This is a genomic window from Nonomuraea sp. NPDC050202 (genome assembly GCF_040656115.1).
Classification (GTDB): Bacteria; Actinomycetota; Actinomycetes; order Streptosporangiales; family Streptosporangiaceae; genus Nonomuraea.
Genome location: NZ_JBFALF010000001.1, coordinates 1,024,730 through 1,050,630, shown reverse-complemented (window position 1 = coordinate 1,050,630; position 25,901 = coordinate 1,024,730). Strand labels below are relative to the sequence as shown.

The 25,901-nt window shown below is 67.6% G+C and carries 35 protein-coding genes; 7 read left to right on the top strand and 28 right to left on the bottom strand.

Translation table 11 applies throughout. From position 1 onward, the window contains the following. Window positions 1-78: 78 nt before the first annotated feature. On the bottom strand, window positions 79-309 hold the full coding sequence (locus AB0I79_RS05030; RefSeq protein WP_357867089.1) for a hypothetical protein: 231 nt from the start codon (window positions 307-309) through the stop codon (window positions 79-81). Continuing rightward, window positions 275-907, bottom strand: a complete 633-nt coding sequence (locus AB0I79_RS05025; protein ID WP_357867029.1) for a hypothetical protein — start codon at window positions 905-907, stop codon at window positions 275-277. Before AB0I79_RS05025 ends, AB0I79_RS05030 begins: the two co-directional genes overlap by 35 nt. A 263-nt stretch (window positions 908-1,170) precedes the next feature. Here AB0I79_RS05025 and AB0I79_RS05020 point away from each other — a divergent pair, with 263 nt between their 5' ends. Further along, a complete protein-coding gene (locus AB0I79_RS05020; protein ID WP_357867026.1) occupies window positions 1,171-1,638 on the top strand; it encodes a hypothetical protein in 468 nt (155 codons plus the stop codon). A 68-nt stretch (window positions 1,639-1,706) separates the two neighbouring features. Here AB0I79_RS05020 and AB0I79_RS05015 read toward each other — a convergent pair whose 3' ends face one another. The 3 genes from AB0I79_RS05015 to AB0I79_RS05005 all read right to left on the bottom strand — a co-directional run bounded on the left by AB0I79_RS05015 (window position 1,707) and on the right by AB0I79_RS05005 (window position 3,593). Next, window positions 1,707-2,438, bottom strand: a complete 732-nt coding sequence (locus tag AB0I79_RS05015) for a hypothetical protein (protein WP_357867023.1) — start codon at window positions 2,436-2,438, stop codon at window positions 1,707-1,709. Between the two features lie 286 nt (window positions 2,439-2,724). After that, window positions 2,725-3,246 (bottom strand): YkgJ family cysteine cluster protein, encoded by a 522-nt coding sequence (locus AB0I79_RS05010; RefSeq protein WP_357867020.1) that lies wholly within the window; start codon window positions 3,244-3,246, stop codon window positions 2,725-2,727. 68 nt (window positions 3,247-3,314) lie between these two features. After that, window positions 3,315-3,593 carry an HU family DNA-binding protein gene (locus tag AB0I79_RS05005; RefSeq protein ID WP_357867017.1) on the bottom strand — a complete coding sequence of 93 codons (279 nt, stop codon included), beginning with the start codon at window positions 3,591-3,593 and terminating at the stop codon, window positions 3,315-3,317. A 349-nt stretch (window positions 3,594-3,942) separates the two neighbouring features. On the opposite strand from AB0I79_RS05005, the gene AB0I79_RS05000 reads away from it, so the two are divergent. Next, the gene (locus AB0I79_RS05000; RefSeq protein WP_357867014.1) at window positions 3,943-4,329 is read left to right on the top strand and encodes a DUF3592 domain-containing protein; all 387 of its coding nucleotides are present in this window, start codon (window positions 3,943-3,945) and stop codon (window positions 4,327-4,329) included. 198 nt (window positions 4,330-4,527) lie between these two features. Here the strand turns inward: AB0I79_RS05000 and AB0I79_RS04995 are convergent, their stop codons facing one another. The 4 genes from AB0I79_RS04995 to AB0I79_RS04980 form a co-directional block, all read right to left on the bottom strand. After that, entirely contained in the window at window positions 4,528-6,240 is a 1,713-nt protein-coding gene (locus AB0I79_RS04995; RefSeq protein ID WP_357867012.1) for an LAGLIDADG family homing endonuclease, read from the bottom strand. A gap of 88 nt (window positions 6,241-6,328) precedes the next feature. Beyond that, a complete protein-coding gene (locus AB0I79_RS04990) occupies window positions 6,329-8,170 on the bottom strand; it encodes a DNA cytosine methyltransferase (protein ID WP_357867009.1) in 1,842 nt (613 codons plus the stop codon). 27 nt (window positions 8,171-8,197) lie between these two features. Beyond that, window positions 8,198-8,665 carry a hypothetical protein gene (locus AB0I79_RS04985; protein ID WP_357867006.1) on the bottom strand — a complete coding sequence of 156 codons (468 nt, stop codon included), beginning with the start codon at window positions 8,663-8,665 and terminating at the stop codon, window positions 8,198-8,200. A gap of 265 nt (window positions 8,666-8,930) precedes the next feature. Then, window positions 8,931-9,509: a TetR family transcriptional regulator gene (locus tag AB0I79_RS04980; RefSeq protein ID WP_357867003.1), complete on the bottom strand. Its 579-nt coding sequence runs from the start codon at window positions 9,507-9,509 to the stop codon at window positions 8,931-8,933. A gap of 81 nt (window positions 9,510-9,590) precedes the next feature. Here AB0I79_RS04980 and AB0I79_RS04975 point away from each other — a divergent pair, with 81 nt between their 5' ends. Together AB0I79_RS04975 and AB0I79_RS04970 are read left to right on the top strand one after the other, a co-directional pair. Next, complete coding sequence (locus tag AB0I79_RS04975) at window positions 9,591-11,123, top strand: MFS transporter (protein WP_357866998.1); 1,533 nt, start codon at window positions 9,591-9,593, stop codon at window positions 11,121-11,123. 139 nt (window positions 11,124-11,262) lie between these two features. Next, a complete protein-coding gene (locus AB0I79_RS04970; protein ID WP_357866996.1) occupies window positions 11,263-12,225 on the top strand; it encodes a VOC family protein in 963 nt (320 codons plus the stop codon). Window positions 12,226-12,285: 60 nt separating this feature from the next. On the opposite strand, the gene AB0I79_RS04965 is transcribed toward AB0I79_RS04970, so the two are convergent. Both AB0I79_RS04965 and AB0I79_RS04960 read right to left on the bottom strand, forming a co-directional pair. Next, window positions 12,286-14,532, bottom strand: coding sequence for a tyrosine-type recombinase/integrase (locus tag AB0I79_RS04965; RefSeq protein WP_357866993.1), 2,247 nt, complete (start codon window positions 14,530-14,532; stop codon window positions 12,286-12,288). Further along, window positions 14,529-14,996 (bottom strand): site-specific integrase, encoded by a 468-nt coding sequence (locus tag AB0I79_RS04960; RefSeq protein ID WP_357866990.1) that lies wholly within the window; start codon window positions 14,994-14,996, stop codon window positions 14,529-14,531. Before AB0I79_RS04960 ends, AB0I79_RS04965 begins: the two co-directional genes overlap by 4 nt. 490 nt (window positions 14,997-15,486) lie before the next feature. On the opposite strand from AB0I79_RS04960, the gene AB0I79_RS04955 reads away from it, so the two are divergent. Then, window positions 15,487-15,849: a hypothetical protein gene (locus tag AB0I79_RS04955; protein ID WP_357866987.1), complete on the top strand. Its 363-nt coding sequence runs from the start codon at window positions 15,487-15,489 to the stop codon at window positions 15,847-15,849. A gap of 129 nt (window positions 15,850-15,978) precedes the next feature. On the opposite strand, the gene AB0I79_RS04950 is transcribed toward AB0I79_RS04955, so the two are convergent. From AB0I79_RS04950 to AB0I79_RS04875, 16 genes are all read right to left on the bottom strand, one after another. Continuing rightward, window positions 15,979-16,428 carry a methyltransferase gene (locus AB0I79_RS04950; RefSeq protein WP_357866984.1) on the bottom strand — a complete coding sequence of 150 codons (450 nt, stop codon included), beginning with the start codon at window positions 16,426-16,428 and terminating at the stop codon, window positions 15,979-15,981. Next, on the bottom strand, window positions 16,317-17,597 hold the full coding sequence (locus tag AB0I79_RS04945; RefSeq protein WP_357866983.1) for a DUF3560 domain-containing protein: 1,281 nt from the start codon (window positions 17,595-17,597) through the stop codon (window positions 16,317-16,319). Before AB0I79_RS04945 ends, AB0I79_RS04950 begins: the two co-directional genes overlap by 112 nt. Before the next feature lie 60 nt (window positions 17,598-17,657). Next, window positions 17,658-17,897, bottom strand: a complete 240-nt coding sequence (locus tag AB0I79_RS04940) for a hypothetical protein (protein WP_357866980.1) — start codon at window positions 17,895-17,897, stop codon at window positions 17,658-17,660. Further along, a complete protein-coding gene (locus AB0I79_RS04935) occupies window positions 17,894-18,244 on the bottom strand; it encodes a hypothetical protein (RefSeq protein WP_357866978.1) in 351 nt (116 codons plus the stop codon). The genes AB0I79_RS04940 and AB0I79_RS04935 overlap by 4 nt, the downstream gene beginning before the upstream one ends. Window positions 18,245-18,253: 9 nt before the next feature. After that, entirely contained in the window at window positions 18,254-18,529 is a 276-nt protein-coding gene (locus AB0I79_RS04930) for a hypothetical protein (protein ID WP_357866975.1), read from the bottom strand. A 96-nt stretch (window positions 18,530-18,625) separates the two neighbouring features. Continuing rightward, on the bottom strand, window positions 18,626-18,949 hold the full coding sequence (locus tag AB0I79_RS04925; protein WP_357866973.1) for a hypothetical protein: 324 nt from the start codon (window positions 18,947-18,949) through the stop codon (window positions 18,626-18,628). After that, window positions 18,936-19,106 (bottom strand): hypothetical protein, encoded by a 171-nt coding sequence (locus tag AB0I79_RS04920; protein WP_357866971.1) that lies wholly within the window; start codon window positions 19,104-19,106, stop codon window positions 18,936-18,938. Before AB0I79_RS04920 ends, AB0I79_RS04925 begins: the two co-directional genes overlap by 14 nt. Then, the gene (locus AB0I79_RS04915; RefSeq protein WP_357866968.1) at window positions 19,103-19,552 is read right to left on the bottom strand and encodes a hypothetical protein; all 450 of its coding nucleotides are present in this window, start codon (window positions 19,550-19,552) and stop codon (window positions 19,103-19,105) included. The genes AB0I79_RS04920 and AB0I79_RS04915 overlap by 4 nt, the downstream gene beginning before the upstream one ends. After that, a complete protein-coding gene (locus AB0I79_RS04910; protein ID WP_357866966.1) occupies window positions 19,549-19,953 on the bottom strand; it encodes a hypothetical protein in 405 nt (134 codons plus the stop codon). Before AB0I79_RS04910 ends, AB0I79_RS04915 begins: the two co-directional genes overlap by 4 nt. After that, window positions 19,950-20,390, bottom strand: coding sequence for a protein phosphatase 2C domain-containing protein (locus AB0I79_RS04905; RefSeq protein WP_357867086.1), 441 nt, complete (start codon window positions 20,388-20,390; stop codon window positions 19,950-19,952). Before AB0I79_RS04905 ends, AB0I79_RS04910 begins: the two co-directional genes overlap by 4 nt. Continuing rightward, window positions 20,372-20,677, bottom strand: a complete 306-nt coding sequence (locus tag AB0I79_RS04900) for a hypothetical protein (RefSeq protein ID WP_357866964.1) — start codon at window positions 20,675-20,677, stop codon at window positions 20,372-20,374. The genes AB0I79_RS04905 and AB0I79_RS04900 overlap by 19 nt, the downstream gene beginning before the upstream one ends. Window positions 20,678-20,688: 11 nt before the next feature. Then, entirely contained in the window at window positions 20,689-20,967 is a 279-nt protein-coding gene (locus tag AB0I79_RS04895) for a hypothetical protein (RefSeq protein ID WP_357866961.1), read from the bottom strand. A gap of 13 nt (window positions 20,968-20,980) precedes the next feature. Next, window positions 20,981-21,235, bottom strand: a complete 255-nt coding sequence (locus AB0I79_RS04890; RefSeq protein WP_357866958.1) for a hypothetical protein — start codon at window positions 21,233-21,235, stop codon at window positions 20,981-20,983. A 321-nt stretch (window positions 21,236-21,556) separates the two neighbouring features. Next, a complete protein-coding gene (locus AB0I79_RS04885) occupies window positions 21,557-22,123 on the bottom strand; it encodes a hypothetical protein (protein ID WP_357866957.1) in 567 nt (188 codons plus the stop codon). 33 nt (window positions 22,124-22,156) lie between these two features. Further along, on the bottom strand, window positions 22,157-22,306 hold the full coding sequence (locus AB0I79_RS04880) for a hypothetical protein (protein WP_357866954.1): 150 nt from the start codon (window positions 22,304-22,306) through the stop codon (window positions 22,157-22,159). A gap of 23 nt (window positions 22,307-22,329) precedes the next feature. Beyond that, window positions 22,330-23,388, bottom strand: a complete 1,059-nt coding sequence (locus AB0I79_RS04875) for a hypothetical protein (protein ID WP_357866952.1) — start codon at window positions 23,386-23,388, stop codon at window positions 22,330-22,332. 89 nt (window positions 23,389-23,477) lie between these two features. On the opposite strand from AB0I79_RS04875, the gene AB0I79_RS04870 reads away from it, so the two are divergent. Together AB0I79_RS04870 and AB0I79_RS04865 are read left to right on the top strand one after the other, a co-directional pair. Beyond that, the gene (locus AB0I79_RS04870) at window positions 23,478-23,807 is read left to right on the top strand and encodes a hypothetical protein (protein ID WP_357866949.1); all 330 of its coding nucleotides are present in this window, start codon (window positions 23,478-23,480) and stop codon (window positions 23,805-23,807) included. 76 nt (window positions 23,808-23,883) lie between these two features. Then, window positions 23,884-24,555: a site-specific integrase gene (locus AB0I79_RS04865; RefSeq protein WP_357866946.1), complete on the top strand. Its 672-nt coding sequence runs from the start codon at window positions 23,884-23,886 to the stop codon at window positions 24,553-24,555. A 109-nt stretch (window positions 24,556-24,664) separates the two neighbouring features. Here the strand turns inward: AB0I79_RS04865 and AB0I79_RS04860 are convergent, their stop codons facing one another. Then, window positions 24,665-25,873, bottom strand: coding sequence for an acyl-CoA dehydrogenase family protein (locus AB0I79_RS04860; RefSeq protein WP_357866943.1), 1,209 nt, complete (start codon window positions 25,871-25,873; stop codon window positions 24,665-24,667). Window positions 25,874-25,901: the final 28 nt, after the last annotated feature.

The following is a 25,901-nucleotide window of genomic DNA, read 5'->3' as shown; positions in this document are numbered from 1 at the left end:
ACATCGGGACAAGCCACCAGCGCCTGGCTGGGGCAGCGAAAAAACGAGCGAACCCGCCGGGGATGTCATCGATGGTATTTACGCGAAGAAAGCCGCGGCCTTGCGCAAGATCTCCTTCTCCTCGCGCAGGATCTTCACCTCCCGCCGCAGCCGGGCAAGCTCGTCCTTCTCAGCGCTGGTCAGGCCGTCTTGGCGACGGCCGTCATCCAGGTCAGCCTGGCGCACCCAGGTACGGATCGATTGCGCGGAGGGCTGGAACTCCTTGGCCAACTCCTCAGGTGTGCGCCCCGCGCGCACCAGCTCCACCATCTGCCGGCGAAACTCCGGCGGATAGTTGTTCGGCACAGCAGACTCCTTCTTCCGGGAACCAGGGTTCCCCAGAGATCAGGTATCCACCAAACCGGGCCAACTCCAATTTCTCCTCTTCGATGGCGTCGGTGAGGCTGTTGATGAGCCCCATGACCTCTTCGAGAGTGATCCTTTCGAGGCTGCCTTCGACGGTGCGACTGCCGGGCAGGGCAGCGATCTCGATGTGGTTGCCGCCATCTGCGCGGAGGACAGCGACGGGCGAGCCTGCGCAGGTGTACTCGCGCGGCTCGGGGAGCGAGGGCAGGAGGACCCAGCCTTGGGCGTCGAGCTCCTTGAAGTGGGACGCCAGGTACGCGGGCAGCGGTCCGTCGAGCTCGGGGATGTAGCAGGCGTCGCCGACCCACAGCGCGTCAACGTCGTCGTAGGCGTCATAGTCGTCGCCGTGGGCGAAGAAGTCGGCCGGGGCCTCGACACCGTAGAAGTGGGTCAACCAGACAGGGCCGGGCTCGTTGGGCTTCACATCGGCGTCGATTTCGTAATGCCGGATTTCGATCTGCCCGGTGTTGGGCTTGGTGCGGGTGTAGAGCCTGGTTTCCATGGGCTCCCTTCCGGGTGGTGTGGTGTGGTGTCGTCCGCCTGGGCGTGCTGATAGCGGTTTCGCTATCAGATGGCGAGATCGAAAGATGATCTTGATCGACCGCGATCACCTCTGATAATACCAGACGGTAGACCGATGTACACTATTGAGAGGCCAGTAATTAATAGTGGTGAACCGATCGTCTATGCTGACGTCCGACGCGACAAGACGACGGAAACGCCGTACCGTTGGACCCACGCCAGGCCACCACAGGAGCGACCGCCATGCCACGCAAATCAGATCCGCCGCAAGCTCAGCAGCCGACAGCGGAACCGCAATCAGGCCGCACGAAACCGCGCGGCATCCGCAAGCGGAAATGGACTGAACTCCAGCCCACCATCGCCCACCTGTACGAAGACATCAACGAACGCCTCACCCACGCCCTCGAAGTCACCGAAATGGGCCTACAGGAGACGTTCGAGCTGGCCATCAACACCTACTGCGATGCACTCAAGCCGCTCATCCCGGCCGAGATGCCAGAGAACGCCGACCTCAAGATGCCGCGCGACCCCTTCCAACCGCCGCCTGGCACACCTCGCGATCGCCCCACCGCGCCGCCGGCCGTCGTACGACTCCGACGTAACACCCGGGCACGGCTCGTCGCCGCGTGCCACCAGGAGAACATGGGCGGCAAGGCCGTCATCAACGACGCCATCGAGGCGTACCTGGACGAACTGGGCCTGGAGCATTAGGTAGCGCTCGGAGTTCTTATGCGCCGCCCTTGGATCGCCGCGCCAGCATCCCTTGAACTGCCTCTTGATTACCTTCCGCTAACACTGGCGCCCAGCAGATAAATGATGCTGTTCTCAGGGTCATGGGAATCCGAGCTGATCAGGATGGACATCGTCTCAGGCAGGGCGTCTTCTTCGACACGATAGACGCAGTGCCAGGTCTTCGCGAGCCATGGGAAGCGTGCTGGGTAGAAGCCTTCCAGCGCGCGATAGTCACCCTTGACGGTGACTGCTCGTGCGTTCATGAGTTCAAGGGCACGGGGTTCTTCAATATCGAACTTCAGGCAGATCGCTGCTCTTCCGGCCTCGACGGCTTCATCCTTACGAAGGCGATGCCGCAAGGACCGCCCTCCGCTCCAGCGATTCCGCACGGAGCTGAGCGTTGACTTGAGCAGGTCGTATGCGGCGTTGCCCGCAACTCCTGCTGCTACGGCGCCTGCCAAGAACGCTGCTAGCTCACCCCATGGGTGGATGCCACCACCGGCAACGTGAAGGCACCTGATCCTAAGGTGGTCACCGTCTTGGATGCCTTCTTCTTCTAGCGTCTTGTCATAGGACAACCGCCGTCGCTCGTGGTCGTTCCCCGGCCAGTACTGATCGATAACCGTGAAACCGTGAAGACCGCTCACGTCCCGCAACGATGGGAACGACTGCCCAGGGTAATACTGCCGAAGCAACTGATGACCGAGGTCCCGAACGCGGGTGTCGCTGCGGATACCGCCGACCTCGATCGTCTGGGATGAAAAGAAGTTGACGGTCAACCGCAACCTCGTTGGCTGCGGTACAGACTCGGGAGTGGTTGGCATGTATCGCCATTCGGTCGGGAACAGCAGGGGGCACGGAGCTAACCTCGCAGGCGATTGAACTCGAATTATTTGGCCACCGTCCACCCCATCCCGGCCAGAGATGCCAAATCCTTTCCTGCAACAGCTCTCTAACCCGGCCGAACAGTATGAAAAGCTACCGTCACGGCAGATGGCTACTGCAGTGTGGTACTGACGGTGACGGGGCGCGAGCCGTCCCCTGAGCAGCTCGCGCCCCGCCGTCTCATCCGCGCCGGCGGCGTGGCTTCTTCTTGGGCGCGGCCGGCCGGTTGTTCTTCACGTGGTTCTGGACGGTGCGCCGGAACTGCGGGTCGTCGAACCGCTTCTTGAGACGGCCCAACTCCTCCAGGCTCAGCGTGTCCGGCTTGCCGACGTCGAGCGACTGCGCCAGCAGCGCATGCCCCTCCGAGTCCGTCAGCAGGGCGCCCTCGGGCGGGCTGCATCCGTACTCGCACGGCATCGTCTCGGTGGCGCCCCACAACCTGCACAGCATCGGGCGCGCCTCGTACACGCTGCACCGGTTGTCGGAGTCGAGCGCTGGGCAGGTGTAGTCGCCCGTCTCGACGAGTTCGGCCAGGGCGTCCTTGTGATGCGGGATCTTCACCCCCAGCTCGCGGATGCGCTGGTGCTCGCGCGGGTTCATCCCGATCGGCCCGCACGCCTGGTGGCACAGGCCCTTGCAGCCCACCTCGGGCACTTGGGCGTACAGCTCTTCGAGGGCGGCGTCCATCTGAGATCGCTTCATGTGGTGTCCTTCGCAAATGGAAACGTCGGCGGCCCGCGCCCCCGCAGCGGACCGCCGACGAGCTGGTGTTACTTGTTGACGGCGTCCTTGGCCCGCTTGCCCGGCCGGAACCGCATGACCCACTTGCCGGGGACGTCGACCGCCTCCCCGGTGTTCGGGTCCTGGGCGACCCGGGCCTTGCGGTAGACGCGGTCGAAGACGCCGAGCCCGCCGATGCGGACCTCCTCGCCGGTGGCGACGCTGCTGACGATGATGTCGATGAACGCCTGGACGGCCCGCTCGGCGGCCGCCTCGCTCGGCACGCCGGTCCGCGTGAAGAACTCCTGGACGAGATCTCTCTTGTTCATGCCCTATCCCCCGATATGACGGTTTCGCTGATACAGAACGGCAGAGCACGCGACAGACGCAAATGACACGTCTTACGCGTCAGATGGCCGCCTCCGGGCCTTGGATAGTCACACGGCCTCCCATAGGGTCCGCGGGATGCCTTCGCTGCTGTGGACGTCTCGGGGGCGTGACGGGCTGTTCCAGCCGTGCCGAGGGGAGTTGATGTTCCCTTAGCCGTCGCTTGCTAGGGCAGAAGGCGCTCAGGCAGTCGCTTCCGCACGCCCACGCAAGCGGACGTCAAGCACCGTGCAATCAGCCGCACATAGAAACGCTCCTGACAAGAAACGGAACTACACCCCAGGAGCCCCAATGCTCGGCCTCATCATCAGCGTCGCCGTCACCGCCATCGTCTTAGTCGTGATGGGCGTCGTCTTCCTGCCTGTCCTCAAGAACATGCAGGCGGGCAAGCGCATCCTGCAAACCGGAGTGCCCGCCCAGGCCATGATCGAGCACCTGGGCGAGACCGGCATCACGGTCAACGGCCAGCCCATGGTCGAGTTCGGCCTCCGCGTCCGGCACGCGGACGGCCGCGAGTACGGCGTCACCCACCGGCAGATCCTGCCGCGCCTGATGATGGGCATGGTCTCCATCGGCGCCGTGGTTCCCGTCAAGGTGGACGTGGCCCAGCCGGAGAAGGTCGTCATCGACTGGTCGGCCGCGCGCCCCGCCCACTCTCCCGTCTGGCCGAAGGGCTGATCGGTCCCGCGGCCAGCGCAGGTACGCCTCGTCGCCGACGTACGAGCTGCCGAAGATGCCGCTGTCGGCCGCCCATTGCCCCCTCTTCCGGGACGCGGTTCCCAGAGGAGGGCGTAACGATGGCGCCAAGCCGGCCCGCGTGGACGTGGTCGCGGATCCGGTCGGTGCTGGGCGGCGCCAGGTACAGCGGGGCGTGCATCAGCAGCCGACCGCCGCCGTGTCGAACAGCGCAGGCTGGGCCTTCTTCCGGCGGCGAGTGATGAGGCCGGCCCCGTGCCTACGGCGGAGCTCGGCGAGGGTAAGCGGCCGTTTCTCCCCGCGCAAGGTCTCGGTGAGGATCGACACATCCTTGCCGAAGTGGTCGCGAAACTCCTGCTCCTGGCGTTCAGCTTCGGCGTACCGGTCGGGGAACACCTCAAGGGTGTGCAGCCACTGCTCTCGACCAGCCCGGACGCACACCCCGCCGCAGTTATGTGTGAGCAGGTTGTCTTCGAGGGTAAACACGCGACCGTCCGGGACGACCGCGCACATCACCTCCTCGACGCGGCCGGTGGGGACGACCTCGACCACAGTCCAGTCGGCGGGTCGCCGCTCCGTTGATTCGCGGGCGAGGAACCTCTCCCGGTGCTGCGGAATCAGGAAGAAGTCCTCCCGCAGCGTGCTCATAGTGAGGGCGACGCTGTGCAACGGTGTCGGCTCCGTGCCGTATCCGGTACGCGTCTCCGTCCGGATGCGACCCGCGGCGATGCCGAGCCGGCCCGCGACCTCCTTCACCAACTCCAGGTGCTCGATGGTCGCCGAGCTGATCCGGGCTGTCCCCTTGCTCACGCTTCCATCGGCGGCGAAGTATCCGGCGAGCCAGCCGTACAGGTACGACTGTGACTCGTCCAACGGTGGCGGTTGCTTCCACGCTCTGGGCAGGTCCAGGACTCGGATCACGCCGTTGTGCTCCTTGGTCCGGCAGCCAGCGAAGTATGGCAGCAGGGCCTTGTCCTTGTCCCCGCAGATGTACGCGCGGGCTGGCTGGACCTGGCCGTTCGGCGTCGGCGCGGTGCCGTCGCCGAAGGTAAACCCGGCCATGATGCCGACCGTTGACGGGCGAACGTTGCCGCTGAGTCGTCCGTACATCCCGGCAATGCGGTCTCCGGGCTGCAACTGGGCGGTGGACCCGAAGCTGTGGTCGCTGCGGCCGGGGCGCAGGCGGATCGGCCACAGATGGTCAGCCGTGGCTACGACGGTCTTCTCGTCGTCGTAGCGCCTCAGCCGCAGCTCGTACGTCGGCTGCTCGCCGAACGACTTGATGGTGGCCTCACGCCAGGCGCCGCCACGGCCTAGGACACGGACGGTCTGCCCGCAGGTCTCTCGCAGGGTCTTGATGCCCTGGTCCGTGATAAACCGCGTGTCCGGGTGCAGGCAGTTGTTGTGTTCGTAACCGAGGTCGTACAGGCGGGGCATGGCGATGCCGAGCGCCCTGCACTCGTCGAGCATCCGGTCCTTGTCCCAGTGCGGCTCCGAGCACATCGGGAACTCGACTCGCCACGGCGACCAGCCGTTCACGGTGCCGGGCAGACGCCGAGTCTCTGCATGGTCGAACCCGACGTAGGCGATGGTGTCGGCCGGGTCGCAGTGTTCGGTCATCCATTTCCGGCAGGGCACCTGCTTGAGGTGCTTGCTGCAGGGGGCGAGCCGGGAGTTGCCGAGCCATTTGACGTCGAAGAACACCTCGAACGGCGTGCGGCCGTCCTGAACGATGGTCGGCGCGACGCCCAGGTGAGCGCTGGCGTCGTCCATGAACCGGTAGAGGTCTTCGTCCTCGGTCAGGGTGTCGGCGAACAGCAGCACCAGGTTGTCGGTGCCGTGCTGGGCGGCGACGCGTTTGGCGGCCCAGAACGAGCCGATGCCGCCGCTCATCTGGACGACGTGGCGGGTTGCCATGACGGTCTCCTTCGGTGGGTAGGAGCCCCGTCGAAGTACGACGGGGCCGATTGCGGAACCGCTATCAGAACGGCGCGACGAACCGCTCCAGTTCAACGCCGGTGATCGCCTCGATCACGGCGCACGCAAGAATCTCTGCCATCGGCGGCGGGACGGCGTTGCCGATCTGTCGCGCGATGGTTCGCTTGTCCTTCGGGCCGAAGCGGTACCCGTCAGGGAAGCTCTGCGCCCGACGTAGTTCGTCCGTGCCGAGCATCCGGAACCGGACCCGGTCGATGTCGATCTGCCCGTCTGAGGTGAGCAGCGCCCACCGGTCACGAGTCGGGAGCGTACCGATCGGCTCGGACGCACCGAGGACGCCGCCGCGGCCGTAGTACGACATCAGCAGCGGCTCAGGCAGTGTGACCAGCGACTGGTGACCAGTGGTGGTGACCGTGCGCACCGGCTCGTCGAACGGCGTGCAGTGCTCGCTGCCGTCGCCATGCGAGCCGTTGTTCCGCATGACGAACCCCGGCGGGATGATCAGCCCGTGGTGGAAGCCGCCCGCGGTGACCGAGTGGACCGGAGTGGTGTCGGCGCGGCGGGCCTGCAGCTTGTCGCCGCCACCGCGCATCGGCGTGACCAGCGGCGGCGGTCCGTCCGGCGGGACGACGAGGCCGTGGTTGCTGCCGTCCGCGACGATCGTTGCCACCGGGTCCGTGATGGGGTCCATGTTCCGGGCGCGGGCGCTGCGGAACAGGGTCACGAACGGCTCGGGCAGCTCGGGGAACGCCACCCCGGTTTCCCGCCTGGTGGTCATCGTCCGCATCGGCTCGTCCGTGTAGGACGCCACCTTGCCCGGCCGGCCCTCCATCGGCACGACAAGCCCGGTGTTCTCCCGCGTCACCACGGTCTTGACCGGCTCGTCCACGCCATACGGCTCGCTGTTCCACGTGCCGCCGGTCGGGGTGAGGAACGCGCCCCACCGCTTGCGAATCCCCGCCTCGATCCGTTCGAGCGTGGTCTCCTCCAGTCTACGCGGCTTCTTCGCGGTCTTCGGCCGGTCTCCGATCGGAGTGCCAAGGTCGGACCAGTCGATGCACGCGGCTGCTGCCAGCACCGGCGGTTCGACGATCTGCCCGCGGCAGTCGTGTCGGGGGCAGACGTACACGTACTGGCCGTTCTTGATGCCGTAGGCGCCCATGTCCTGACCGGGCTTCTTCCAGGACTGCAGTGCCTGTGTCCAGCCATCATGCTTGGGGCAGTAGGCGTACGGTCGCAGCCATTTGTCCCAGTCGGGGACGCGGCCCACGGACTCGTGGATTCCGGCGACGAGGAGCCGGTTACGCGACTGCGGGGTGGGCAGGGTGGCGCGCGGCTGGATGTGCATGGCGTTGATCGCGATGACGCGGATGATGTAGCCGAGTTTGCGCAGTTCGTGGATCCACCGGTCCCAGTGGGCCCACAGGCGTGCTTCCTTGACGTTCTCGATGCCGAAGCCGAGCACGGGCCGGCCGTACGCCTCCTGGCAGTGCCGCAGGTAGGTGACGACTTCCTCCATCAGGGCGCGGCTGCGAATCCCGGCCTTCTGGTCCTCGGTCAGTTCCTCGGCCCATAGCGCCATCTGGTTCTCCTTGTCGAAGAACCGCTTGTCGCCGCGCGCCGTGGTGAAGCGGGGACAGGCTGGGCTCGACCAGAAGAACGGGGCGTAGGGGAACTTCCAGATGGCGTCTTCGGCCTGGACATCGCCCAGCCAATACTCCTTGACCTCGTGGTTGGCGATGTATGTGTCCTTGCACTTGGCGTCGTGGTTGGCGGCGAAGTCCACTCGGACACCGGCGGCGGCCAGGCCGGTGCCGGAGCCGCCCGCGCCTGCGAACTGCTCGGTTGCCCAGATGTCATCGACGCCGACGAATCGGTTCAGCATGTGTGGCGATTCCTTTGTGGTGATGGGTTAGATGAGCGAGAGCTGGGCGGGACCGTTGAGGCCGGCCAGCCATGCCTTCTCGAATGACTTGAGGGTCTTGTCGTGCGCCAACGCGGGCGCGACGACCAGGGCGTGCTCGACGCACGGGTAGTACAGGTTCCGGGTGCGCAGCCACACCCGGTGGTGGCGGCCGTCCGTCTCGACCTCGCGGCCGAGCAGGTACGCGGCCCGGTAGAGGTGGGCGAACACTTCGGCGCGCGTGCCCTCGACCAGCCGCTTCAGCGACCGGCGGGTGTCGCCGCGCGCCATCTGGTCGCCGGGCTTGGCCGCCATCGCGCGCCGGACGTCGTAGACGGCCCACGGCAGGTTGCTGAGATGCCGCTCGAACATGTCCAGCAGCTGCTCGCTTCCGGGTGTCGAGGCGAACAGGTCGTACACCTGCCGCCCGGCCAGGAGCCCTTGGCGCGGGTTCACCGCGACGGACAGGTACTCCATCGTTAGCGCCAGCAGCGCTTCGCCGGGGTTGTCGAGATACCGGGGAATGGTCCGGTCACGGCCTTCTGCCAGCGAAAACGCGTATGGGCACGTTATTGCGGATATGAGGTAACGATCTCCGGATGATCCTGCAGAGGTAGGTGATCGTCCGCCGTCCTAGCAGAGGTAGATACGCGAGGGCCTGGCGAGACCTGCCTCCAGCGGAGTGGGAAATAACCTCAGACAAGCCAACTGCCTCGGGGTAGCGCGGACCCGAGTGGTCGGTCTACATGCCCAGGCCGGACTCCAGGTGCGCCAGCGCCGTGTCGATCTCGGCGGGCCCATCCATATCGGGATCTTGTGCCCATTGGAGCCAGACCATGGCCACGACCCCGACGACAGCACCGATGGCGTTGCGTATCCGCGGGTCGTCCACGGCACATCCGGCCTTGTCCGCCACGACTTCGCCGACCTCGCGGATCACGCCCGGACTCTTGCGCAGGTTGGCCACCAGCAGTTCGGGCACAGTGGCTGCGAACACCTCCCGTGCGTGTCCCGCGGCGATCTCTTCGGCGGACAGGGCGGCGAACGCCGCACGGAATGCCCCGCGCAGCACTGCGACCGGTGGGCCCGGCGGCTGAGCGGCCAGGGCCTCCACGAGAGGCGGAAAGCGATCGAGCGCGACCAGGTGCTCCTTCGTCGGAAAGTAACGGAAGAAGGTCGCGGGGGAGATCTCCGCGGCCGCGGCGATCTGCTCGACGGTCGTGGCGTTGTAGCCGTGCTCGCGGAAGAGCCTGAACGCTTCGCGCAGGATCGCCTCCCGGGTCCTGGCCTTCTTACGTTCGCGTAGCCCACTGTCACTCACGCACCAAATTCTAGCGCACACACACATGATGGTGTACTTTCATAAGAAAGTCATCTCTCAATTTCTATGAGGGGGGAAGCTATGACGGTTCACAATGCCCGGAAGTGGTGGGCACTGGGAGCTCTGAACCTCGCGGTCCTCGCCGTCGGCCTTCCGGTCACCATGCTGAACGTGGCGCTGCCGACCCTGGCTGGCGCTCTGCGCGCCTCAGCCTCGGACCTGCAATGGTTCGTCGCGGCCTTCCTGCTCGCGCTGGCCGCGGGCCTGCTGCCGGCGGGGGCGCTGGGCGATCTTGTCGGCCGCAAGAGGATGCTGGTGGCCGCCCTGACGGTGTACGGCGCGGGCTCGGTAGCGGCCGCATTCGCGCCGTCACCTACGGTGTTCGTTGCCGCCCAGGCGCTGTTGGGGCTGGCGGCGGGTTTCGTGATCCCACTCGTGCTGTCCACTTTGGCCGTGCTGTTCACCGCCGCCGAGCGGCCGCGGGCGGTTGGGATCTGGGCGGCCGCCAACTTCGTCGCCATGCCGCTGGGGCCGATCGTCGGTGGCTGGATCCTCAGCCAGTACTGGTGGGGATGGATCTTCTTGGTCAACCTGCCGGTGGTCGCCCTGGCGGTGATCGCTGCGATCACTTTGCTGCCGGAGTCTCGTAGCACCGAACGCCCCGGGCTGGATCCGCTGGGTGTCATGTCCTCCAGCGGAGGCCTGGTGCTGTTGACCTATGGCACGATCCGCGCAGGACAGGACGGGTGGACTACCACTGGTGCCATACTGGCGATGGCCGCAGGCTTGCTCTTGCTGATCGCTTTCGTGCTCTGGCAGCTGCGCCTCACCCGGCACCCCTTAGGTCGGCCCCTGCTCGACCTCGGCTTGTTCCTGTCACGTCCCTTCACCGGGGGCGCGCTCTTGCAGGGCTTGGCCGGGTTCGTGTTCTTCGGACTGCTGTTCGCCGCACCGCAGTACTTCCAGGTGGTCCTGGGTACCGACGCGATGGGCAGCGGCGTACGACTGCTTTCCCTGCTCGTGGCCGTCGTCGCCGGTTCGGTTCTGGCCGACCGCATCGCTGCCCGGATCGGCGCCAGGCTCACTCTCGCTGCCGGATTCGCTCTCCTGGCCGGATCGTTAGCGTCCGGCGCTGCCACCACCAGCGCCGCCAGCGGCTACGGCCCGGTCGCGGCGTGGATGGTTTGCGCCGGCATCGCCGCAGGACTGGCCTTCGCCACCTCCTCCGCTACGGCGCTGGCAGCGGTGTCGGCCGAACGTGCCGGGACGGGGTCGGCGACCATCCAAGCGATCCAGAAGATCAGCGCTCCGCTGTCGGCGGCGATCCTGGGCAGCGCGCTCAACGCTGGATATCGTAACGCGCTGCCCTCCTCGGAGGCCGATGCGATCCGCGAGAGCGTTTTCGCAGGCTTGGCCGTGGCCGAGGGCAAGGCGCCGCTTCTGGCCACGATACGGGCCGCGTTCATCCAGGGACTGGACAGCCTGCTGTGGATCGCCGCGGGAGCGGCGGCGGCGGGAGTGATCCTGGCCCTCATCGTCCTGCCCCGCCGCGTCATCGCCGACCCCGGCGCCTTCACATCGCCGACCTCGCCGCAAAAGATCCCCAACGGCTGACGTCACCTCTCCAGCCATCACGATCCGTACCAGCAAAGCCCCACCAGACCTGATCGGCAGATGCCCCTCACAGGGCCGCCGTACACGACACACGATCTCTATCCGGTCTCTTCACCTAAGACAACGGAGGTGGCCCGTTATGGGCGACGACATCAACGGCCTGCATCACGTCGGCCACATCGTGCGGGACATGAACCAGGCGATGGAGCGGTACCGCCAGCTCGGCTTCACCGTGCCGGCACCCGCCTATCCCGTCCTCCCGCGCGTCGCGGGAGGCCCCGCCGAACCGTTCGGCGTGGCCAACACCCATGTGTATTTCCCCCGCAACTTCATCGAACTGGTAGCCGTCATCGACGACACCGGCCGCATGCCCGGCGAAGCCCGACCCATCCCGTTGCAGGTGCCCGACGACAAGCTGCCGGGGCTGATAGCGGCCATCCAGGCCACCGCCGCCAACATCACGTCCTTGCTCCAGCGTTTCCAGGGCATTCACATCATGATCGCCGATACGCCAGACATCGACAGCGTCGCCGCGCGGCTGACCGCCGCTGACGTCAGCCACGGCGGCGTGCACGCCATCCAGCGACCCGTCGAGACCAGCACCGGGACCAAGATGGAGCCCGCCCGCTACCTGGAGATCTCCCATCCCCATCTGCCTGCCGGGCGGGTGCCGGAAGGCAGGATCGGATTCGCCGAGAACACTTCGGTCGAGGCACTGGAGGACGAGCAGCACACCGACCATCCCAACGGCGCCATCGGGCTGGTCGAATGCGTGCTGTGCGTCGCCGACTCGGCGTTGCCCGAGCTTGAGCACCGCTACGGCACCTACTTCGGCCAGGCTCACGACGACCAGGTGACGCGTTTCGACCGGGCGAACATCACCATCGTGGCCGCATCGGCGCTCGCCGGACTGCTGCCAGGTGAACGCCCGGCGGCCCTGCCGGCGTTCGTCGCCTACACGGTGTCCGTACGCGACATCGCCGCCACCGAGCGGCTCCTGCGCGACAACGGCATCCCGGTCACCCACACCGGTACCGGAGAGATGTTCGTGCCCGCCAACGCCGCCCTGGGCGCCGCGATCATCTTTCGCCAGGATGACTGAGGCAACCTCCGCACGACGGGGCTCATGACGATCCTCCGGGGAGACTGTCGCGTAGAGTCGTCAGCGGGATGAAAGCCACCCCGGTGCCGAGTTCCTTGGGGGTGGGTCCACCCGGCGTCGGGGTATCGGCCAGGCGTGCGGCCAGCGCGGCGACGGCGTCGCGGTCGCCCTCAAGGGCTTGGCGTTCGTCGTCGGTGAGGTCGAGCTGTTCCAGCATCTGCTCGATGCCTTCCTTGACCGCCAGCAACTGCCCGGCGTGGGATTGCCTGGGCAGGTAGAAGGGACAACGGGCGCAGGCCAGGCGGTGCGGGCATTTGGCGAAGAAGTCGTAGGTGCAGTAGCCGTCGCCCAGGTCGTAGTACTTCCAGGGCTGTCCGTCGGCGCGGCGCCGGACAGGATGCTCTCGCGGTCGATGAGGACTTCGATAGTCCGGACATTGCGGGCGAAGTAGTCGGCCTTCTTGTAGGCGGCGGCCAGGGTGCGCTGCAGGATCGCGGCGTAGTGGCGGGTGCTGGCGGGGTGTTTGTGCCCGAGCCACTGCTGCAGGTCGGCTAGAGACAGCGGTTCGCGTGCGTTGAGCAGTTGGGTGGCGATGGTGGTTCGCGCCCGGTGGCTGGTGAGGGCTCCGCGGGAGTCTTGTTCCGGGATTCCGGCCTTGCGGCACAGCGCGGGAATGATCTTTTCGTTGAGGTAGGAAGGGCCGATCAGCTGGCCGCGGTAGGTGAACAGGTGCTGGCGGCGCCGCCGGGTCTTGCGGTCCTCGATGTCGGGCTGGGGTGGGCGGACGAGCTTCCATGCCTCGATGAGCTGGCCGACTACGGGATCGACGGGCTTGTTGAACGGCCCGGAGGTCTTGTTCTGCGGGACGCGTAACAGGCAGATCGGGTATGTCTCGCCGGTCTGCTGGTCTTGGCCTTCGTCCGAGATGATGCAGTCGAGTTCGAGTCGGCGGATCTCGTCGATGCGGCAGCCGCCGAACAGCCACACTCCGACCAGGGCGCGCAGCATCTCGATCGGGTAGTAGTTGGCCTGCCAGCCGGCCGCCTTGGCCGCCGGGGTGCCATACGGCGTGATGTCCTCGGTGTTGAGGGTTAGTCCGGCGGCCATGAGCTTGGCCCACACGACGTCGTCGATGATCCGCGGGTTGGGGCCGAGCTGGGCCCGCCGCGACAGCGGCAGGCTGAGCACCCGGCGCGGGTCGAACTTCGGCTTGATCCACTCCCATTCGATCAGATCGCAGAAGAAGCTCCGGAGGCTGTCGATGCGGTTGGCCATGCCGCCGGCGCTGATCGGCTCGCCAAGACGAACCTGGTTGCGGTTGTGCCCGGCCCACTGCCCGACGGTGGCCTGCAGGGTATCGGCGACGTACTCGGCGGCCATGTCCCTGGTCCAGGTATCCGGTGCGATCGATTCGGGGTGTTTCTCGGCGGCCCACCGCCCGGCGATGAGGATGACCGAGAACATCGTCCGCAGCGTGCCCGGTTCGCAGGTGGCCAGCTTGCGCCAGCGTTGCGCCCACTCCAGCCATTCGGGTGAGACGCTGGCCAGCGTCTCCGGTTTGGGTCCGCGGTGGTGTCCGTTACTCGTCAGCGGCGCCGTGATGATCCCCTTGTCCGCCAGCACGCGGGAGACCTTGAACAGCCCTTGCCGGCGCGAGGGGTGGTCGGCCCGGTAGTCCTCGACCAGAGCGTGCAACTGTTCCTCGCCGATGTGCTCCAGTCGCGGGCTGCCGCAGCTGAGCAGCAGGTCAATTGTCGCGTTGGTGACCTGCCACGACATGAGACTCTCGCTCGACTGCCAGGCGGTGAGGGTCGAACGGATCTCTTCCAGGGCAGGGTCCACAGCAGTGGGTCTGAACACCATGTCGGCGAGTTTGCGGACCTGAACGATTCCGGCGTGGTGATGCAGTCGGTGGTGACCGCCGAACAGGTAGCCCAAGGCGACCAACTGGAACCGCGACCTCCTGGTAGTGGCCCGGTCCCCGTCGGCGAGCGCGATCCAGGCGTCTTCATCCCAGGACCAGTAAGCGCTGCCTCGGCGGTGCATTTCGCCGAGCAGGATGTTGCGGGCGGCCGTCGTCTTGGCTGGCGCCCACGCGGCGGTGACGACGTGTTCGATGGGGTCGATAAGTCGGCTGAGCGCATCCCGGTTGGCGAACTGGACGCTGATGTGCGCGAAGTCGCTGATGTGAGCCAGAATGGCACGTTCGGCAGGAGTGAGAGCGGGGTCCTGGCTGCGCACGTTCTGGCACAGCGCCGCGAGCGGCAACGGCTCTTGCTGGTCGTCGGCGAAGCTGATGGCGTTCATCGCCCCTCCACCAGGGTTGCCAGTAGACGCTCCCGGTCGGCCTGGGCTGCAGCGGTGGCCCGGTGCAGCTTGGCGGCCAGTTCACGACCGCTGAGATGGATGTAACGAAGCGTCGTGGACAGGTCTTTGTGGCCGGCATACTGAGCGATCTGATCGATCGTCCACTCCGCCCGCGCCAGATCGGTCAACCGCAGATGCCTGAAGGTGTGCGTGGACAGGCGCGGGACACCGGCCCGGTCGGCGATGCCCGACACGATCTTCGACCAGCTCGCCGCCCCCAGCGGTGCGCCACGGTTGCGTCGCGACACGCTGATCAGCAGCCGCCCGGCCATACGGCCGACCAACCGGCGACGCTCGGCCAGGTAGGCCATGAACAGCCGGGAGGTGGCGGTGCCGAAACCGACCTCCCGGGCGCGCTTGGATTTGGTGGTCTCCGCCCGCAGGTGGATGCTGAATCGTGGCATTGGCCAACCCCGTACCCGAATCGAGGTGCACGAGCTTGGCGGTACGAGGGTTCGGCCGTTCGTGCAAGTCGCCGATCCACGCGGCGATCACATCGGCCCGTATCGTCAGCGGATCGGCACCGATCAAGGCGCAGAACCGCAGAAGATCCTCAAGGGCCCGGCCGTACGCCGTGACCGTGTTCGCTGCGCGTCCGATGTTGGCCGTGAACTGCAGCCACCGCCGTGCCTGCTCCTGCCCGGCGACCAGGGGGAACTTGTCCCAGATAATCTCCACCATGGAGGACCAAGGTAGATCGTCTAGAATCCAAATAAGACACTGCACACAGGCCGACTTCGGCCATTTCACGCCGATCTTGTCGAGGACGTACCGCTCGCACTGCGCGCGGTCCCAGCCCCACTCGATCAGCGGGTACGACGGGATCCGCGTGCCGGGGCCGAGCGGCATATCCTTCAACATGCGGCTGACTTCGTTGGCCTCGAACCCCACGACGTGGACGAACTCCTCGTCGCCGACGATCTGCGCGATGATCTGGTCCAGGACCCAGCCCTTAAATTTCAGGCTGCATTTCCGCACGCCTCCGGACTGGGGGACGGTCGCCACCGACAGCAGCTCATCCGACAGCCGGTACGCGCCCGGCGCCGACGACAGGCACAGGATCGGGTGGGTGGTGTCGTCGAGGATCACGATGCCGTCCGCCTGGCGGCGGCCGCCCCGGGCAACCTGCACGGTTCGGACGCCGTGGCGCGCGAGCAGCGGGTAGATGTGCTGCTCGACGAGGTGGGCGGTTTCGACCCATTCGTCTCCGGTCTGCGCCGTGACCACCACGAGATCACGCAGGTCGAACCAGCGTGACCCGGGGTCGGTGAGCCAGCGCAGCAGGATCGCCGTGGAGTCGAGGCCCATCCCGTACGAGAAGATGACCTTCACGGAGTCTCCGGGGAAGGCCCCGCCCGCATGGGGCGGGGCGCGTACGATCGGCGGCTACTCGGCGGCCGGGATGACCACGACGACCGTGTTGGCGTCCGTGGCTGGGGCGAACGAGCCGGCGGGCAGCGGCTCGAACTCGCCGCCGCGCTCCTCGACCAGGGCGCGGAACTTCTCGGCCGCCTTGGACTGGTGCCAGATCACCCCGGCGGCCATCACCGCGACGAGGCGGCCGCCGGGCTTGAGGAACCGCAGCGCGTGGGTGATGTGGAGGATGTCCTTGCCGCCGGAGAACGGCGGGTTCATCACCACCCGGTTGTAGGGGTCGCGCTCGGCCGGATCTACGTCCAGGAAGTCACGGACAGAGGTGGCGTTCGCGCCGGGGACGCGGGAGGTCAGGACAGTCGCCAGGTTGTAATCGATCTCGACGCAGTCCACGACCGCTCCGGCCTCGACGGCGGCCGCCGCGATGTTCCCCGTCCCAGCGGACGGCTCGAGCACCGCCATGCCGGGCTGGATGTCGGCGAGCTCCATGAGCTTGTCCACCACCTTGGGCGGGACACGAACGCCTCCCGGCCCCGGCCCACGGTCACGTTGCTGACGGTCTGCGCGGCCGCCTTCAGTTGCTCGGTGTCGATCTTCGGCACCTCAACCTTGGGCCGGGCAGGGGCCTTCTTGGCGGGCCGGTTCGGCGCGATGACGGCCGGCCCATCCTCGCCGTGCGGGCATTCGACGGCGCGGATGTCCGTGTACTTCACCTTGTCGGGCCAGGAGTAGCCGGACTCGACGCCCACGGTGGACTTGTTGACCTTCACCACAGTGCGCGCCCGGATCCCCCAGTAGTGCACGACGTCGCCGATGTGCACGTTGTGCTTGCCCCACACGACGTACTCGCCCGCCTCGACCGCCGCGGCAAGCTGCGCCTGGTCGTACTCAAGCTGGTCTTCGAGTTGGGCCTTGCGGGCGAGCAGCATTTCGCGGTGGTCGCCGGTGGCCGCCCCGTGGTTCTCGATGTAGTACGGCTGGCCCTCGTAGTCGAGGTGCCTGCGGATGTGGCCGTCCAGCGACTTCTGGATCTTGCGCAGCTCGGCTTCGGCCGTCTTGATCCGGCGCGCGGTCACGGCTGGAGTCGCAGAGCGACGCATCTGGCTACCAACCGCGTTCGCGCGCTGGGCGGCGTCCTGCGCAGCGTCGTTCTCCGCGATGCTGGTCCGCATCGCCTGGTGCATCCGCTTCTGGTCGCGCCGCGCGCCCCGCTCGGAGTGGTGGCCGACCAGGATGGGCTGGCCGCCCGCGAACCGCTCGCCGATCTGGTTCGCGCGCTCGTGCGCGGCCGCCGCGGCGCCGGCGTGCCGGTCGGCCTTCCGCTCCAGCGCGTCGCGCCGGTCTTCGAGCCGGTCGGCCTTGTCCTCCAGAACCTGGGCTCGGTCCCGGAAGGTGTCGTCGATCTCGACTTCGACCTCGAACCCCGCCTCGCGGAGGGCCTTCGCCGCGGCGTTGATCGCCCACCGGTCGGCGACCCGGTCACGGGAGTTACGCAGGCCGATCATGCGGAGTGAGGGGAAGAACTTGAAGTTGCCGTTCTCCCACTTGCGGATGATGTCGTACACACCGTCGCCCTTGCGGGTGCCGTACACGAGGGTGCCGTCCTCGTGGGTGTACTTGATCGTGATCAATGTTCCTCGCTCAGAAAGGAGCGCAGGGCAGCAGCCACCCGCCGCCCTGCGCGGGGGGGGTTACTGCTGGGGGCCGTGCTCGCAGTCGTGGAGCAGGTGGGCGTCCATCGCGGCGTCGAGGAGCGCGATGCGGGTCTTGCCGCTCTCCCACGCGGTGCTGACCCGCTCGCGGCACAGCGGGCAGTCCACTCGGTACTGCCGACACTGGCCGGGGCTGGCCGGGACGTCGTAGTAGCCGTACCGGCGGGCGTTGCGGGCGATCTGGCGGCGGCCGCTCACGGTCGCCGGGTCCTGGTTCACTCCTCGCCGCCCTCGTCGTCGGCGTCCAGGAGCTGGGCCTGCATCAGCTCGACGACGAGCTCCCGGGGCGGCTTGCCGCCGGGCCTGGGCGCGAACACGGCACACGTCGGCGGGCACTGCGTGGTGCGGTCGTCCTCGCCGGTCGGGGTGGTGACGCAGTGCGGGCACTTCACGACGGGCCTGGTCTGGGCGACGTCGAATGTGCCCTTCTTGACGTAGTAGCGGGGCCCGCGCCGGGTGGACTGCCAGCCCTCCTCGGCCTCCTTCTTCTCCTTGGCCTTCTCCTCGTCGGTCTTCTCCCGGCCGATGTGCCGGAAGGTGCCGAGCGACTTCTCTCCCTCGGCCACGGCACGGCCCTAGCTGAGCCAGTAGTCGAAGCCGCCGCAGTGGGTGAGCGGTCGGCGCTGCGCCGCCAGGAGCAACGCGTTCTGCAGCGAGTAGCCGGGCTCGTCGCTGGCGGGGTCGAGCTTCCAGCCGATGCTCGCCGCGATGTCGCGGAACCGCTCCAGTTCGGCCGGGTCGTTCAGGCACAGCACGGCATAGGCGTGCAGCGCCTCTCGCGCCGCCGTACGGCTGGCGGCGCTGCGGTCCTTCATGGCCTGCGTGACGGGGCGGCGCCGGCCCCTCTTCATGGTCGCTATGGTGGCGTTCCCCCTGTTCAGTTGGCTAATTGCGGTAGCGCTATTGACGTACTGGCCCTGCCATATGGCAGGGCCAGCGTGGATAGATCAGTCCCAGGAGACGATCTCGTAGCCGTCCGGCAGGCTCACCCGGCGGCAGCACACCTCGCACTCGTAGCCGTCGGTCTCGTACGTGCCGTCGCCCGTGCCCGCCGTGATCTCGCCGGGCGCGACGATCCGCAGTTGGTTGGTGCGGGTGGCAACGTCAAGCTCGACGATGCGGTCCGCCGTGCCGCAGTCGGGGTACGGGCAGACCATCACGCCCTCACGCACCAGGGCGTTCGGCTCGTCCGGGCTGAGCAGGACACCTTCGAGTGCGATCGTGTCGGGCTTGACCGCCCGTGACGGGATGGCCAGTTCAGATCCGGGCACAGGCTCCATCCCTCACCTCCAGGTGCCAGATGGTGTTGGTGGCCGAGTGGCGGGCCTTGATGAGGCCGCCGTTTTCGCGGACGCGCAGCACGACGTACGAGCCGTCCCGGCCCTTGACGACGTCCTCGGCCTTGACGGGTGGGGCGGGCGAGGTCACACCGCCACCTCGTCCTCGGCGCGGGCGTGCGTGGTGAGCGGGCTGCCCGTAGTGCCGCCGTCGTAGCGGACGATGAGCCGGACCTTCGTCTCGTTGTCGGGCCGGATGTCCTTCACCGTCCCGGCCTGGACGCCGACGATGACCCGCTGGTCGATGCGGAAGGCGCTCATCTGCTCCCGGTTACCGCGCAGGAAGCGGGCCAACTGCTCGCTCCCGATCAGCTCCGAGGGCTCCGACCGGCCGGGGTACTTCAGGGCGGCCGCCAGCGCGGTGCTCCCCTGGAACGCCACGACGATCTTCCAGTCGTCGCGGGTCAGGATCAGCTCCGTCGTGCCGTCGCCGCTGGTCTCGCCGGGCTCGATGGCCCACCCGCAGACCCGCGCCTTCGTAGTGATGACGCTGTGGCTGGTGTTCGGGTTGGAGGCGGGCCTGGTTCTCCTGCTCATCGCGTTCCTCTCAGTGCAGACACGACGCGCGCCGTGTCGTAGACGGGGTTGGGAAGGTCCGCGGGAGCGCCGCACTGGCACAGGCCGGTGATGATGACGCCGCCGCGGATGTCGAGCCACCACCGGTTGGCGGCGGGCGGGAAGTAGTGGCTGAGCAGCGCCGCGGCGAGCTCGTTGCGGGGCCGGTCGCCGGGGTGCGACAGCCGGCCGACGATGAGGCGGGCGGCGGGGTACTCCTCGACCTCGGAGAGTTCGGTGTCGTTGTCGCCGTCGCCGAGGGTCAGCGCGGCGGTCAGGTGCCGGAGGTCGAAGCAGTCGCCGTCGTCGGCCGTCCGGAGCTGCAGGCGGGTGACCCAGGCTGGTCTCGCGGCGAGCAGCAGCCCGATCAGGGTGCTTGTCACGCTGGCTCGCTCTCGTGCTCCAGGAGGTCGATCACGGCGACCGTCGTGTTGTCGCCGCCGCGGCCCCTCCTGGCCAGGTCGAGCAGCGACGCTGCGACGTACTCGCCGGACAGGTCGGCTGCGGCGAGGCGCGCCAGGTCGTCGAGCATCGCGTTCATGTGGTCGGCCCGGCCTGCGAGGGGAAGGTGCGCGGTCAGGCCGTCCGTCGCGATGATGAGGCGCGTGTAGTCGCCGGTGTGGGTGAGCAGGCGGTGCGGCCAGCGGTCTTCCGCCTCGTGCTTCTCCTCGACGTTGCACGGGGTGCCGCAGGGGTGGCAGGACGGAACGGTCAGGGGGACGACCTTGCCGTCCAGGCGCACCGCCCAGGCGGGTGAGTCGCCGACCCAGGCCATGTCGAGGAAGCCCGGGGTGATCGCAGCTACGACCGCCGTGGTGATGCCCTCCTGTCCGGGTGGGCGTCCTCGTTGCGCTGCTGCAGGTAGGTGCGGGCGGCGTGCAGGCCCTGGACGCCGCTGTTGGTGGAGCCGGTGACCGCCGCGGAGATCTGTGCGCTGATCTGGGCGGCGTCGGCCGCGTCGGAGTCGTCGCCAGCGCCGTCGCACACCGCGACGGCCAGCGCCCAGGAGCCGTCGAGCACGGCTACGTAGTCGGCCTGGGTCTGGCGGCCGTTCTGGATGCTGTCGTAGTGGACGCGGGCGATGCCCGGCACGTACATGAGGGGCATGAGGTTCCCTTTCAGTTGTCCCAGCCGTGCTGGGGCAGGGTGTTGAGTAGGCCGATGATGTGGGTGGCGCCGTCGCGCTTGCGGGTGCTGCGGTTGGGCTGCCAGGTGAGGGAGATCCGCAGGGCGCGGCCCTTGCTCGCGGAGACGTCGAGCGTGCCGAAGTACCAGCCGCGACTGAGCCGGAGCTGGTAGATGCGGCGATACGGCTTGTCGGGGACGTTCACGGTGAACCCGTCGTCGCGCAGCCGCTGGATGATCCCGGAGGCGCTGCGGTTGGGCTGCATGGGCATGAGGCGGTTCCCTTCAGGGCTGGAGCTCGGGCGGAAGCTCGGTGATGGGGATGCGGCGAACGTGGGCACCTGCGCCCCAGTTGCGGACGGTGTTCCAGGCGTGCGCTCGCGCCCACTCGCAGGGCACGGGGTGCCGGTTGTTGGGGTCGGGCTGAGGAGGGGCGCAGGCGACGCAGGGACAGCCGGTGACGTAGACGTTGCCGCCGCCGTTCGGGCTGACGGCCATGTAGGCGTAGCCGCGCTCCTGGTCGAGGTTGTCGTTACGCATGGCGATCTACCGCCAGTTGGTGGAGCAGGAGTAGCTGTGCTGCGCCGGGGGCGCGTCGGCGCGGGCCGGGCAGTCGTTGCACTGGTCGTGGATCTCGACGGGGAAGACGTCGGCGATGCTCACCGGCTCGTGCTCGGTGCTGTCGTCGTGGCCATCGGCAGCGCGGTTCCGGATGGTCCCTTCTGGGCGGTCTGTCTCGGCCGGGCGGGTGCGTTACGCTGAAACGCATCGGGTCTTCGTTGTGGCGACGAGGGTCCGGGGCTTTTTGTGGTGTTGGGATGGCCGGGCCTGTGGCGGGCCCGGCCATCGGCGTTGTCGGGCCTACTCGCGGGACATGACCCGCAGGGCGCAGTGGTTGACCGCCTCGACCCACACGCCCGCGGGCAGCGGGACCGGCTCGTACTCGATCGGCGAATAGTCCGGCTGGCCGCCGTGGGAGACCAGGAACGTCCACTCATCCACGCCGTGCTCCCAGACGATGACGCGGCCGTCGCCGTCGTCCCAATCGGCGTCCATGACCTGCGGCCAGTAGTTGCAGTCGCCGTGGAAGTGCTCTCCGATCGCGTCGGCGATCTGCTGCGCCAGCTCGTTACTGATCTCGGCGATAGACGCGTTTACCGTGCTCGCGCCGTTGATTGCGGTACCGCATTCACCTGCGCGGGTGGCCATCATCGCGTCGAACAGCGTGCAGCCTTCCTGCATGGCGTGCTGGATGGCCTCGCTGGCGTGGGCGGGCCCCCAGTCGGCGGTCTCCAGGATCGCGATGAGCGCGCGCTGGGCGTGCCCGTACGGTCCGGGGTCGCGGGCGAGCTTCTGGTCATCGACCTGGTTGAGGCGGCGCATGAGGAGCAGCAGGTCTTCGGCGATGCCGCGGGTTGTGGTGTCCATGGTGGGCTCCATTCGGGGTGGCGGGAGCGAAGGTCAGATGAGGCCCATGTCGAGGAGGGGCGAGACGTGCCCGTCCGGGCAGGTGCCGTCCACCTCGATCTCGTAGCCGTCCGGGCAGACAGGAGTGTCGCCGTAGATGCTCCACTCCCAGCCCTCGGGCAGCTCGATCAGGTCGCGCAGCATGTTCGTGGTCCTTTCGTCCTGGCTCAGTGGCCGGTGTTGGCGCAGACGGGCTTGCCGTCCGTCGTGCGGGACACGGCGGGGCCGTCGCAGGTGCGGCAGGTGGCGCGCTCCCCGATCACGTCGAGCGCGGTGTCGATCGCCGCGCACGCGGCCATGAGCAGGCGTCGCTTGCAGTCGAGCCCGGCGTTGCCCCGGACGACCTGCTCGAAGTCGAGCCGGTCGTCCACGGCGGCGCGGACGGCGCCGGTCAGCAGCAGCTCGACGCCGGTGTGGTCGAGGCCCCACTTGCCGGGGTCGGTGGCCTGGGCGGCGGTGAACGTGGTCACGAGGAGCGCGTCCACCAGCGAGCCGCGCTCGTCGAGCTTCTTCCGGCCGGCGACGCAGTACGGCATCGGGCGGCCGTCGTGGTACTCGATGGCGGGTGGCGTCGTCGTCGGGTTGGTCGGGGTGACTTCGTGCTCGTCGTTGTCGGGGTAACCGTCGCTCTCGCCGATCAGCTTCCAGCCGTGACGGTCGAGCAGGCCGTCCAGCGCGGGGGCGTCGTTGTCGAGGGGGACGCCGGTGTCGAGGATCGCAACGATCTTCGGCAGGGGGAACAGCGTCGTCTCGCCGTCTTCGGTGTCCTCCTCGGCTTCGGCGATGGCCACCAGGTGGTGCGCGGGGAGGGGAGCGCCGTCGAGGCCGAGCGCGAAGGTGTCGGACTCGTCGATCGCGATGGCCAGGTAGCGAGTGGTCGGGGTGCTCGTTTGGGCCGTGGTGACAGCCGTCTCGGCCGGCTTGTCGCGCTCGCCGAGGTCGAAGATGACGTGCCGGATGACGACCATCTGTCCTTCGGGGGTGAGGTCGTCGTACGTGGCGTCCTCCGGGTACGACGTGGGGCCGGTGTCCTTCTCGTAGGCGAAGTGGTGGGCAGCCGTCGCGGTGACGGTGTGCAGGTTGTCCTCGTACTGCTCGGGGGTGGCCGGGTTGGTCAGCATCCGGGCGATGGTCGCGAGCATCTGGCTGGTGGTTCCGCCCGCGTAGCGGATTGCCTTGACTGTGATGAGCAGTTCGGCGTGCGTTCGGGTGATCATCGTGGTCATGTCGTTTCCCTTGTGACATGCCGCGGCCCCGCGACCGTGGCGGTTGCGGGGCCGGAGCTGTTCGTTGATTGCGGTGCCGCTATCAGCACATGGTGTCGGGTCTGTCCAGCCGGGCGGGGCCGAGTGCGGCGCCCTCTTCGGCGTTTCGGCTGGTCAGGTGCGGTGTTCGTGGTGTTACATCTTCGACGCTAACACATGCAGGGGGATACCTATACATATGGGGGTCCAACGACGAGTCGATGTACCGGCTTCACATCGGCCCGAAGTTCGGGAAACGCAAGGTTGGGTCGATCAAGCCGTCCGAAGTCCAGGAGTTCCTGGCTGAACTCGGCGAGCGGTACGAGGCCTCAACACCGATTACGGCACTCCCTCGTTCTGCAGGGCATCCTCGATCTCGCCGTTGCCGACGAGGAGATTAAGAAGAACCCAGCAAAGGCCGACATCGTCAAGGCACCTGCGCACGCGTACAAGAAGGTGGCCCCGTGGGCGGACTCGGTGGTTCTCGAGATCATCGCCGCCCATCCGGCGCACCTGCGAGCCATGCCCGTTCTCGGGGCTGGATGCGGCATGCGGGCAGGCGAGTGGTTCGGCCTCGCCCTCGAGGACGTGGATTTCGAGGAGATGACCATTCACGTACGGCGCCAGGTCAAGAAGCTGAGGAGTGACTTCGTTTTCGCCCTGCCGAAAAGGGACAAGGAGCGCACGATTCCCATGTCTCGATGGGTTGCAGAGCATCTGCGTGCGCACATCGAGGCCCACACGCCACGGCCGTACACCCTGCCCTGGGAGAAACCCGCTGGGAAGCCGCGTACTCACAACCTGCTGTTCCGGTGGGCGACCGACGATTTACACGTTCGGCATCGCAACTACGACGAGACCGTCTGGAAACCCGCGCTCGTCGCGGCCGGAGTCATTCCAGAGCCGGTCAAGGACACACAAGGCCGGCGACGCTACCTCACCACGCGGCAGCAAGGCACACACCAGCTCCGTCACTACTTCGCCAGCGTGACCCTGGCAGGTGGTGTGACGATCAAGGACCTGTCCGAGTACTTGGGTCACGCCGATCCAGCGCTTACTCTGCGTGTCTACGCCCATATGCTGCCTTCGTCTCACGACCGGGTCCGCGAAGCCATTGATCGGCAGTTCCGGCAACCCGATGGCCGCTGAGACAGAACTGAGACAGAACTGGGGTCCGCGCAGTGGCGAGGGATCAATGAGGGGCGGCGTGGCGCGATGCTGGTTCTGCGGACTGCTGCCCCTCTGACGTGCAGAGTTCTCAGCGAACCGGCAACCCCGTGACGGCGCGGCCGATGATCAGCCGCTGGATCTCGCTCGTCCCCTCGAAGATCGTGTAGATCTTGGCGTCCCGGTGGAAGCGCTCCACCGGGTGCTCCCTGGTGTATCCCGCGCCGCCCAGGATCTGGATCGCCTGCTCCGACACCCAGACCGCCGTCTCCCCCGCCACCAGCTTCGACATCGAGCCCTCCGCCTGCTCGAACTGCCTGCCGTTGCGGGCCATCCACGCGGCTCGCCAGGTCAGCAGCCGGGCCACGTCCACCCGCGTGGCCATCTCGGCGAGCAGGAAGGCGATGGCCTGGTTCTCGCCGATCCGGCGGCCGAACTGCTCGCGCTCGCGGGCGTAGTCCCGGGCGTACTCGAAGGCCGCGCGGGCGATGCCCACCGCCATCGCGGCCACCGACGGGCGGGTGGTCTCGAACGTGCGCATCGCCGCCTGCTCGCCGGCCCGCTCGCCCCTGCGTACGCGCGCCAGCCGGGCCTCCAGCTTCTCCTTGCCCCCGAGCAGGCAGGAGCCGGGCACCCGCACGTCCTCCAGCACCACCTCGGCCGTGTGCGAGGCGCGGATGCCGTGCTTGCGGAACTTCTGGCCCATCGACAGTCCCGGCGTGCCCGGCGGGATCACGAACGACGCCTGGCCCCTGGTGCCCAGCGACGGGTCGACCGAGGCGACGACGACGTGCACGTTCGCGATGCCGCCGTTCGTGGCCCAGGTCTTGACGCCGTTGAGCACCCAGTCGTCGCCGTCGGGGACGGCGCGGGTGCGGATGGCGCCGACGTCGGAGCCGGCGTCCGGCTCGGACGCGCAGAACGCGCCCAGCTTGACGTCGCTCTCCGTGCCGAACATCTGCGGCAGCCACTCCCCCATCTGCTCGGGGGTGCCGTTGGCGGCCAGCGCCGCGGCGGCCAGGCCGGTGCCGGTGATCGACAGCCCGATGCCCGCGTCGCCCCAGAAGATCTCCTCGAACGCCACCGGCAGCGCCAGCCCGCTCTCCTCGAACCACTGGGTGGCGAAGAAGTCGAGGGAGTACAGGCCGACCTTGGCCGCCTCCTGGATGACCGGCCAGGGGGTTTCCTCGCGTTCGTCCCATTCGGCGCCCGCGGGGCGGATCACGTCGCGGGCGAACGCGTGCACCCAGTCGCGCACCTCGACCACGTCGTCGCTCGGCTCCGGGCAGAACCCCGCCATGTCTCCCCCTCACGTTACCGGTGGTAAC

Bases quoted from the DNA above. Each gene is read 5' to 3' on its own strand.
- AB0I79_RS05030 (WP_357867089.1), bottom strand. From the start codon at position 309: ATGGTGGAGCTGGTGCGCGCGGGGCGCACACCTGAGGAGTTGGCCAAG.
- AB0I79_RS05025 (WP_357867029.1), bottom strand. From the start codon at position 907: ATGGAAACCAGGCTCTACACCCGCACCAAGCCCAACACCGGGCAGATC.
- AB0I79_RS05020 (WP_357867026.1), top strand. From the start codon at position 1,171: ATGCCACGCAAATCAGATCCGCCGCAAGCTCAGCAGCCGACAGCGGAA.
- AB0I79_RS05010 (WP_357867020.1), bottom strand. From the start codon at position 3,246: ATGAAGCGATCTCAGATGGACGCCGCCCTCGAAGAGCTGTACGCCCAA.
- AB0I79_RS05005 (WP_357867017.1), bottom strand. From the start codon at position 3,593: ATGAACAAGAGAGATCTCGTCCAGGAGTTCTTCACGCGGACCGGCGTG.
- AB0I79_RS05000 (WP_357867014.1), top strand. From the start codon at position 3,943: ATGCTCGGCCTCATCATCAGCGTCGCCGTCACCGCCATCGTCTTAGTC.
- AB0I79_RS04995 (WP_357867012.1), bottom strand. From the start codon at position 6,240: ATGAGCGGCGGCATCGGCTCGTTCTGGGCCGCCAAACGCGTCGCCGCC.
- AB0I79_RS04990 (WP_357867009.1), bottom strand. From the start codon at position 8,170: ATGCTGAACCGATTCGTCGGCGTCGATGACATCTGGGCAACCGAGCAG.
- AB0I79_RS04985 (WP_357867006.1), bottom strand. From the start codon at position 8,665: ATGGAGTACCTGTCCGTCGCGGTGAACCCGCGCCAAGGGCTCCTGGCC.
- AB0I79_RS04975 (WP_357866998.1), top strand. From the start codon at position 9,591: ATGACGGTTCACAATGCCCGGAAGTGGTGGGCACTGGGAGCTCTGAAC.
- AB0I79_RS04970 (WP_357866996.1), top strand. From the start codon at position 11,263: ATGGGCGACGACATCAACGGCCTGCATCACGTCGGCCACATCGTGCGG.
- AB0I79_RS04965 (WP_357866993.1), bottom strand. From the start codon at position 14,532: ATGAACGCCATCAGCTTCGCCGACGACCAGCAAGAGCCGTTGCCGCTC.
- AB0I79_RS04960 (WP_357866990.1), bottom strand. From the start codon at position 14,996: ATGCCACGATTCAGCATCCACCTGCGGGCGGAGACCACCAAATCCAAG.
- AB0I79_RS04950 (WP_357866984.1), bottom strand. From the start codon at position 16,428: ATGGCGGTGCTCGAGCCGTCCGCTGGGACGGGGAACATCGCGGCGGCC.
- AB0I79_RS04930 (WP_357866975.1), bottom strand. From the start codon at position 18,529: ATGAAGAGGGGCCGGCGCCGCCCCGTCACGCAGGCCATGAAGGACCGC.
- AB0I79_RS04915 (WP_357866968.1), bottom strand. From the start codon at position 19,552: ATGAGCAGGAGAACCAGGCCCGCCTCCAACCCGAACACCAGCCACAGC.
- AB0I79_RS04900 (WP_357866964.1), bottom strand. From the start codon at position 20,677: ATGCCCCTCATGTACGTGCCGGGCATCGCCCGCGTCCACTACGACAGC.
- AB0I79_RS04895 (WP_357866961.1), bottom strand. From the start codon at position 20,967: ATGCCCATGCAGCCCAACCGCAGCGCCTCCGGGATCATCCAGCGGCTG.
- AB0I79_RS04890 (WP_357866958.1), bottom strand. From the start codon at position 21,235: ATGCGTAACGACAACCTCGACCAGGAGCGCGGCTACGCCTACATGGCC.
- AB0I79_RS04885 (WP_357866957.1), bottom strand. From the start codon at position 22,123: ATGGACACCACAACCCGCGGCATCGCCGAAGACCTGCTGCTCCTCATG.
- AB0I79_RS04880 (WP_357866954.1), bottom strand. From the start codon at position 22,306: ATGCTGCGCGACCTGATCGAGCTGCCCGAGGGCTGGGAGTGGAGCATC.
- AB0I79_RS04875 (WP_357866952.1), bottom strand. From the start codon at position 23,388: ATGACCACGATGATCACCCGAACGCACGCCGAACTGCTCATCACAGTC.
- AB0I79_RS04870 (WP_357866949.1), top strand. From the start codon at position 23,478: ATGGTGTCGGGTCTGTCCAGCCGGGCGGGGCCGAGTGCGGCGCCCTCT.
- AB0I79_RS04860 (WP_357866943.1), bottom strand. From the start codon at position 25,873: ATGGCGGGGTTCTGCCCGGAGCCGAGCGACGACGTGGTCGAGGTGCGC.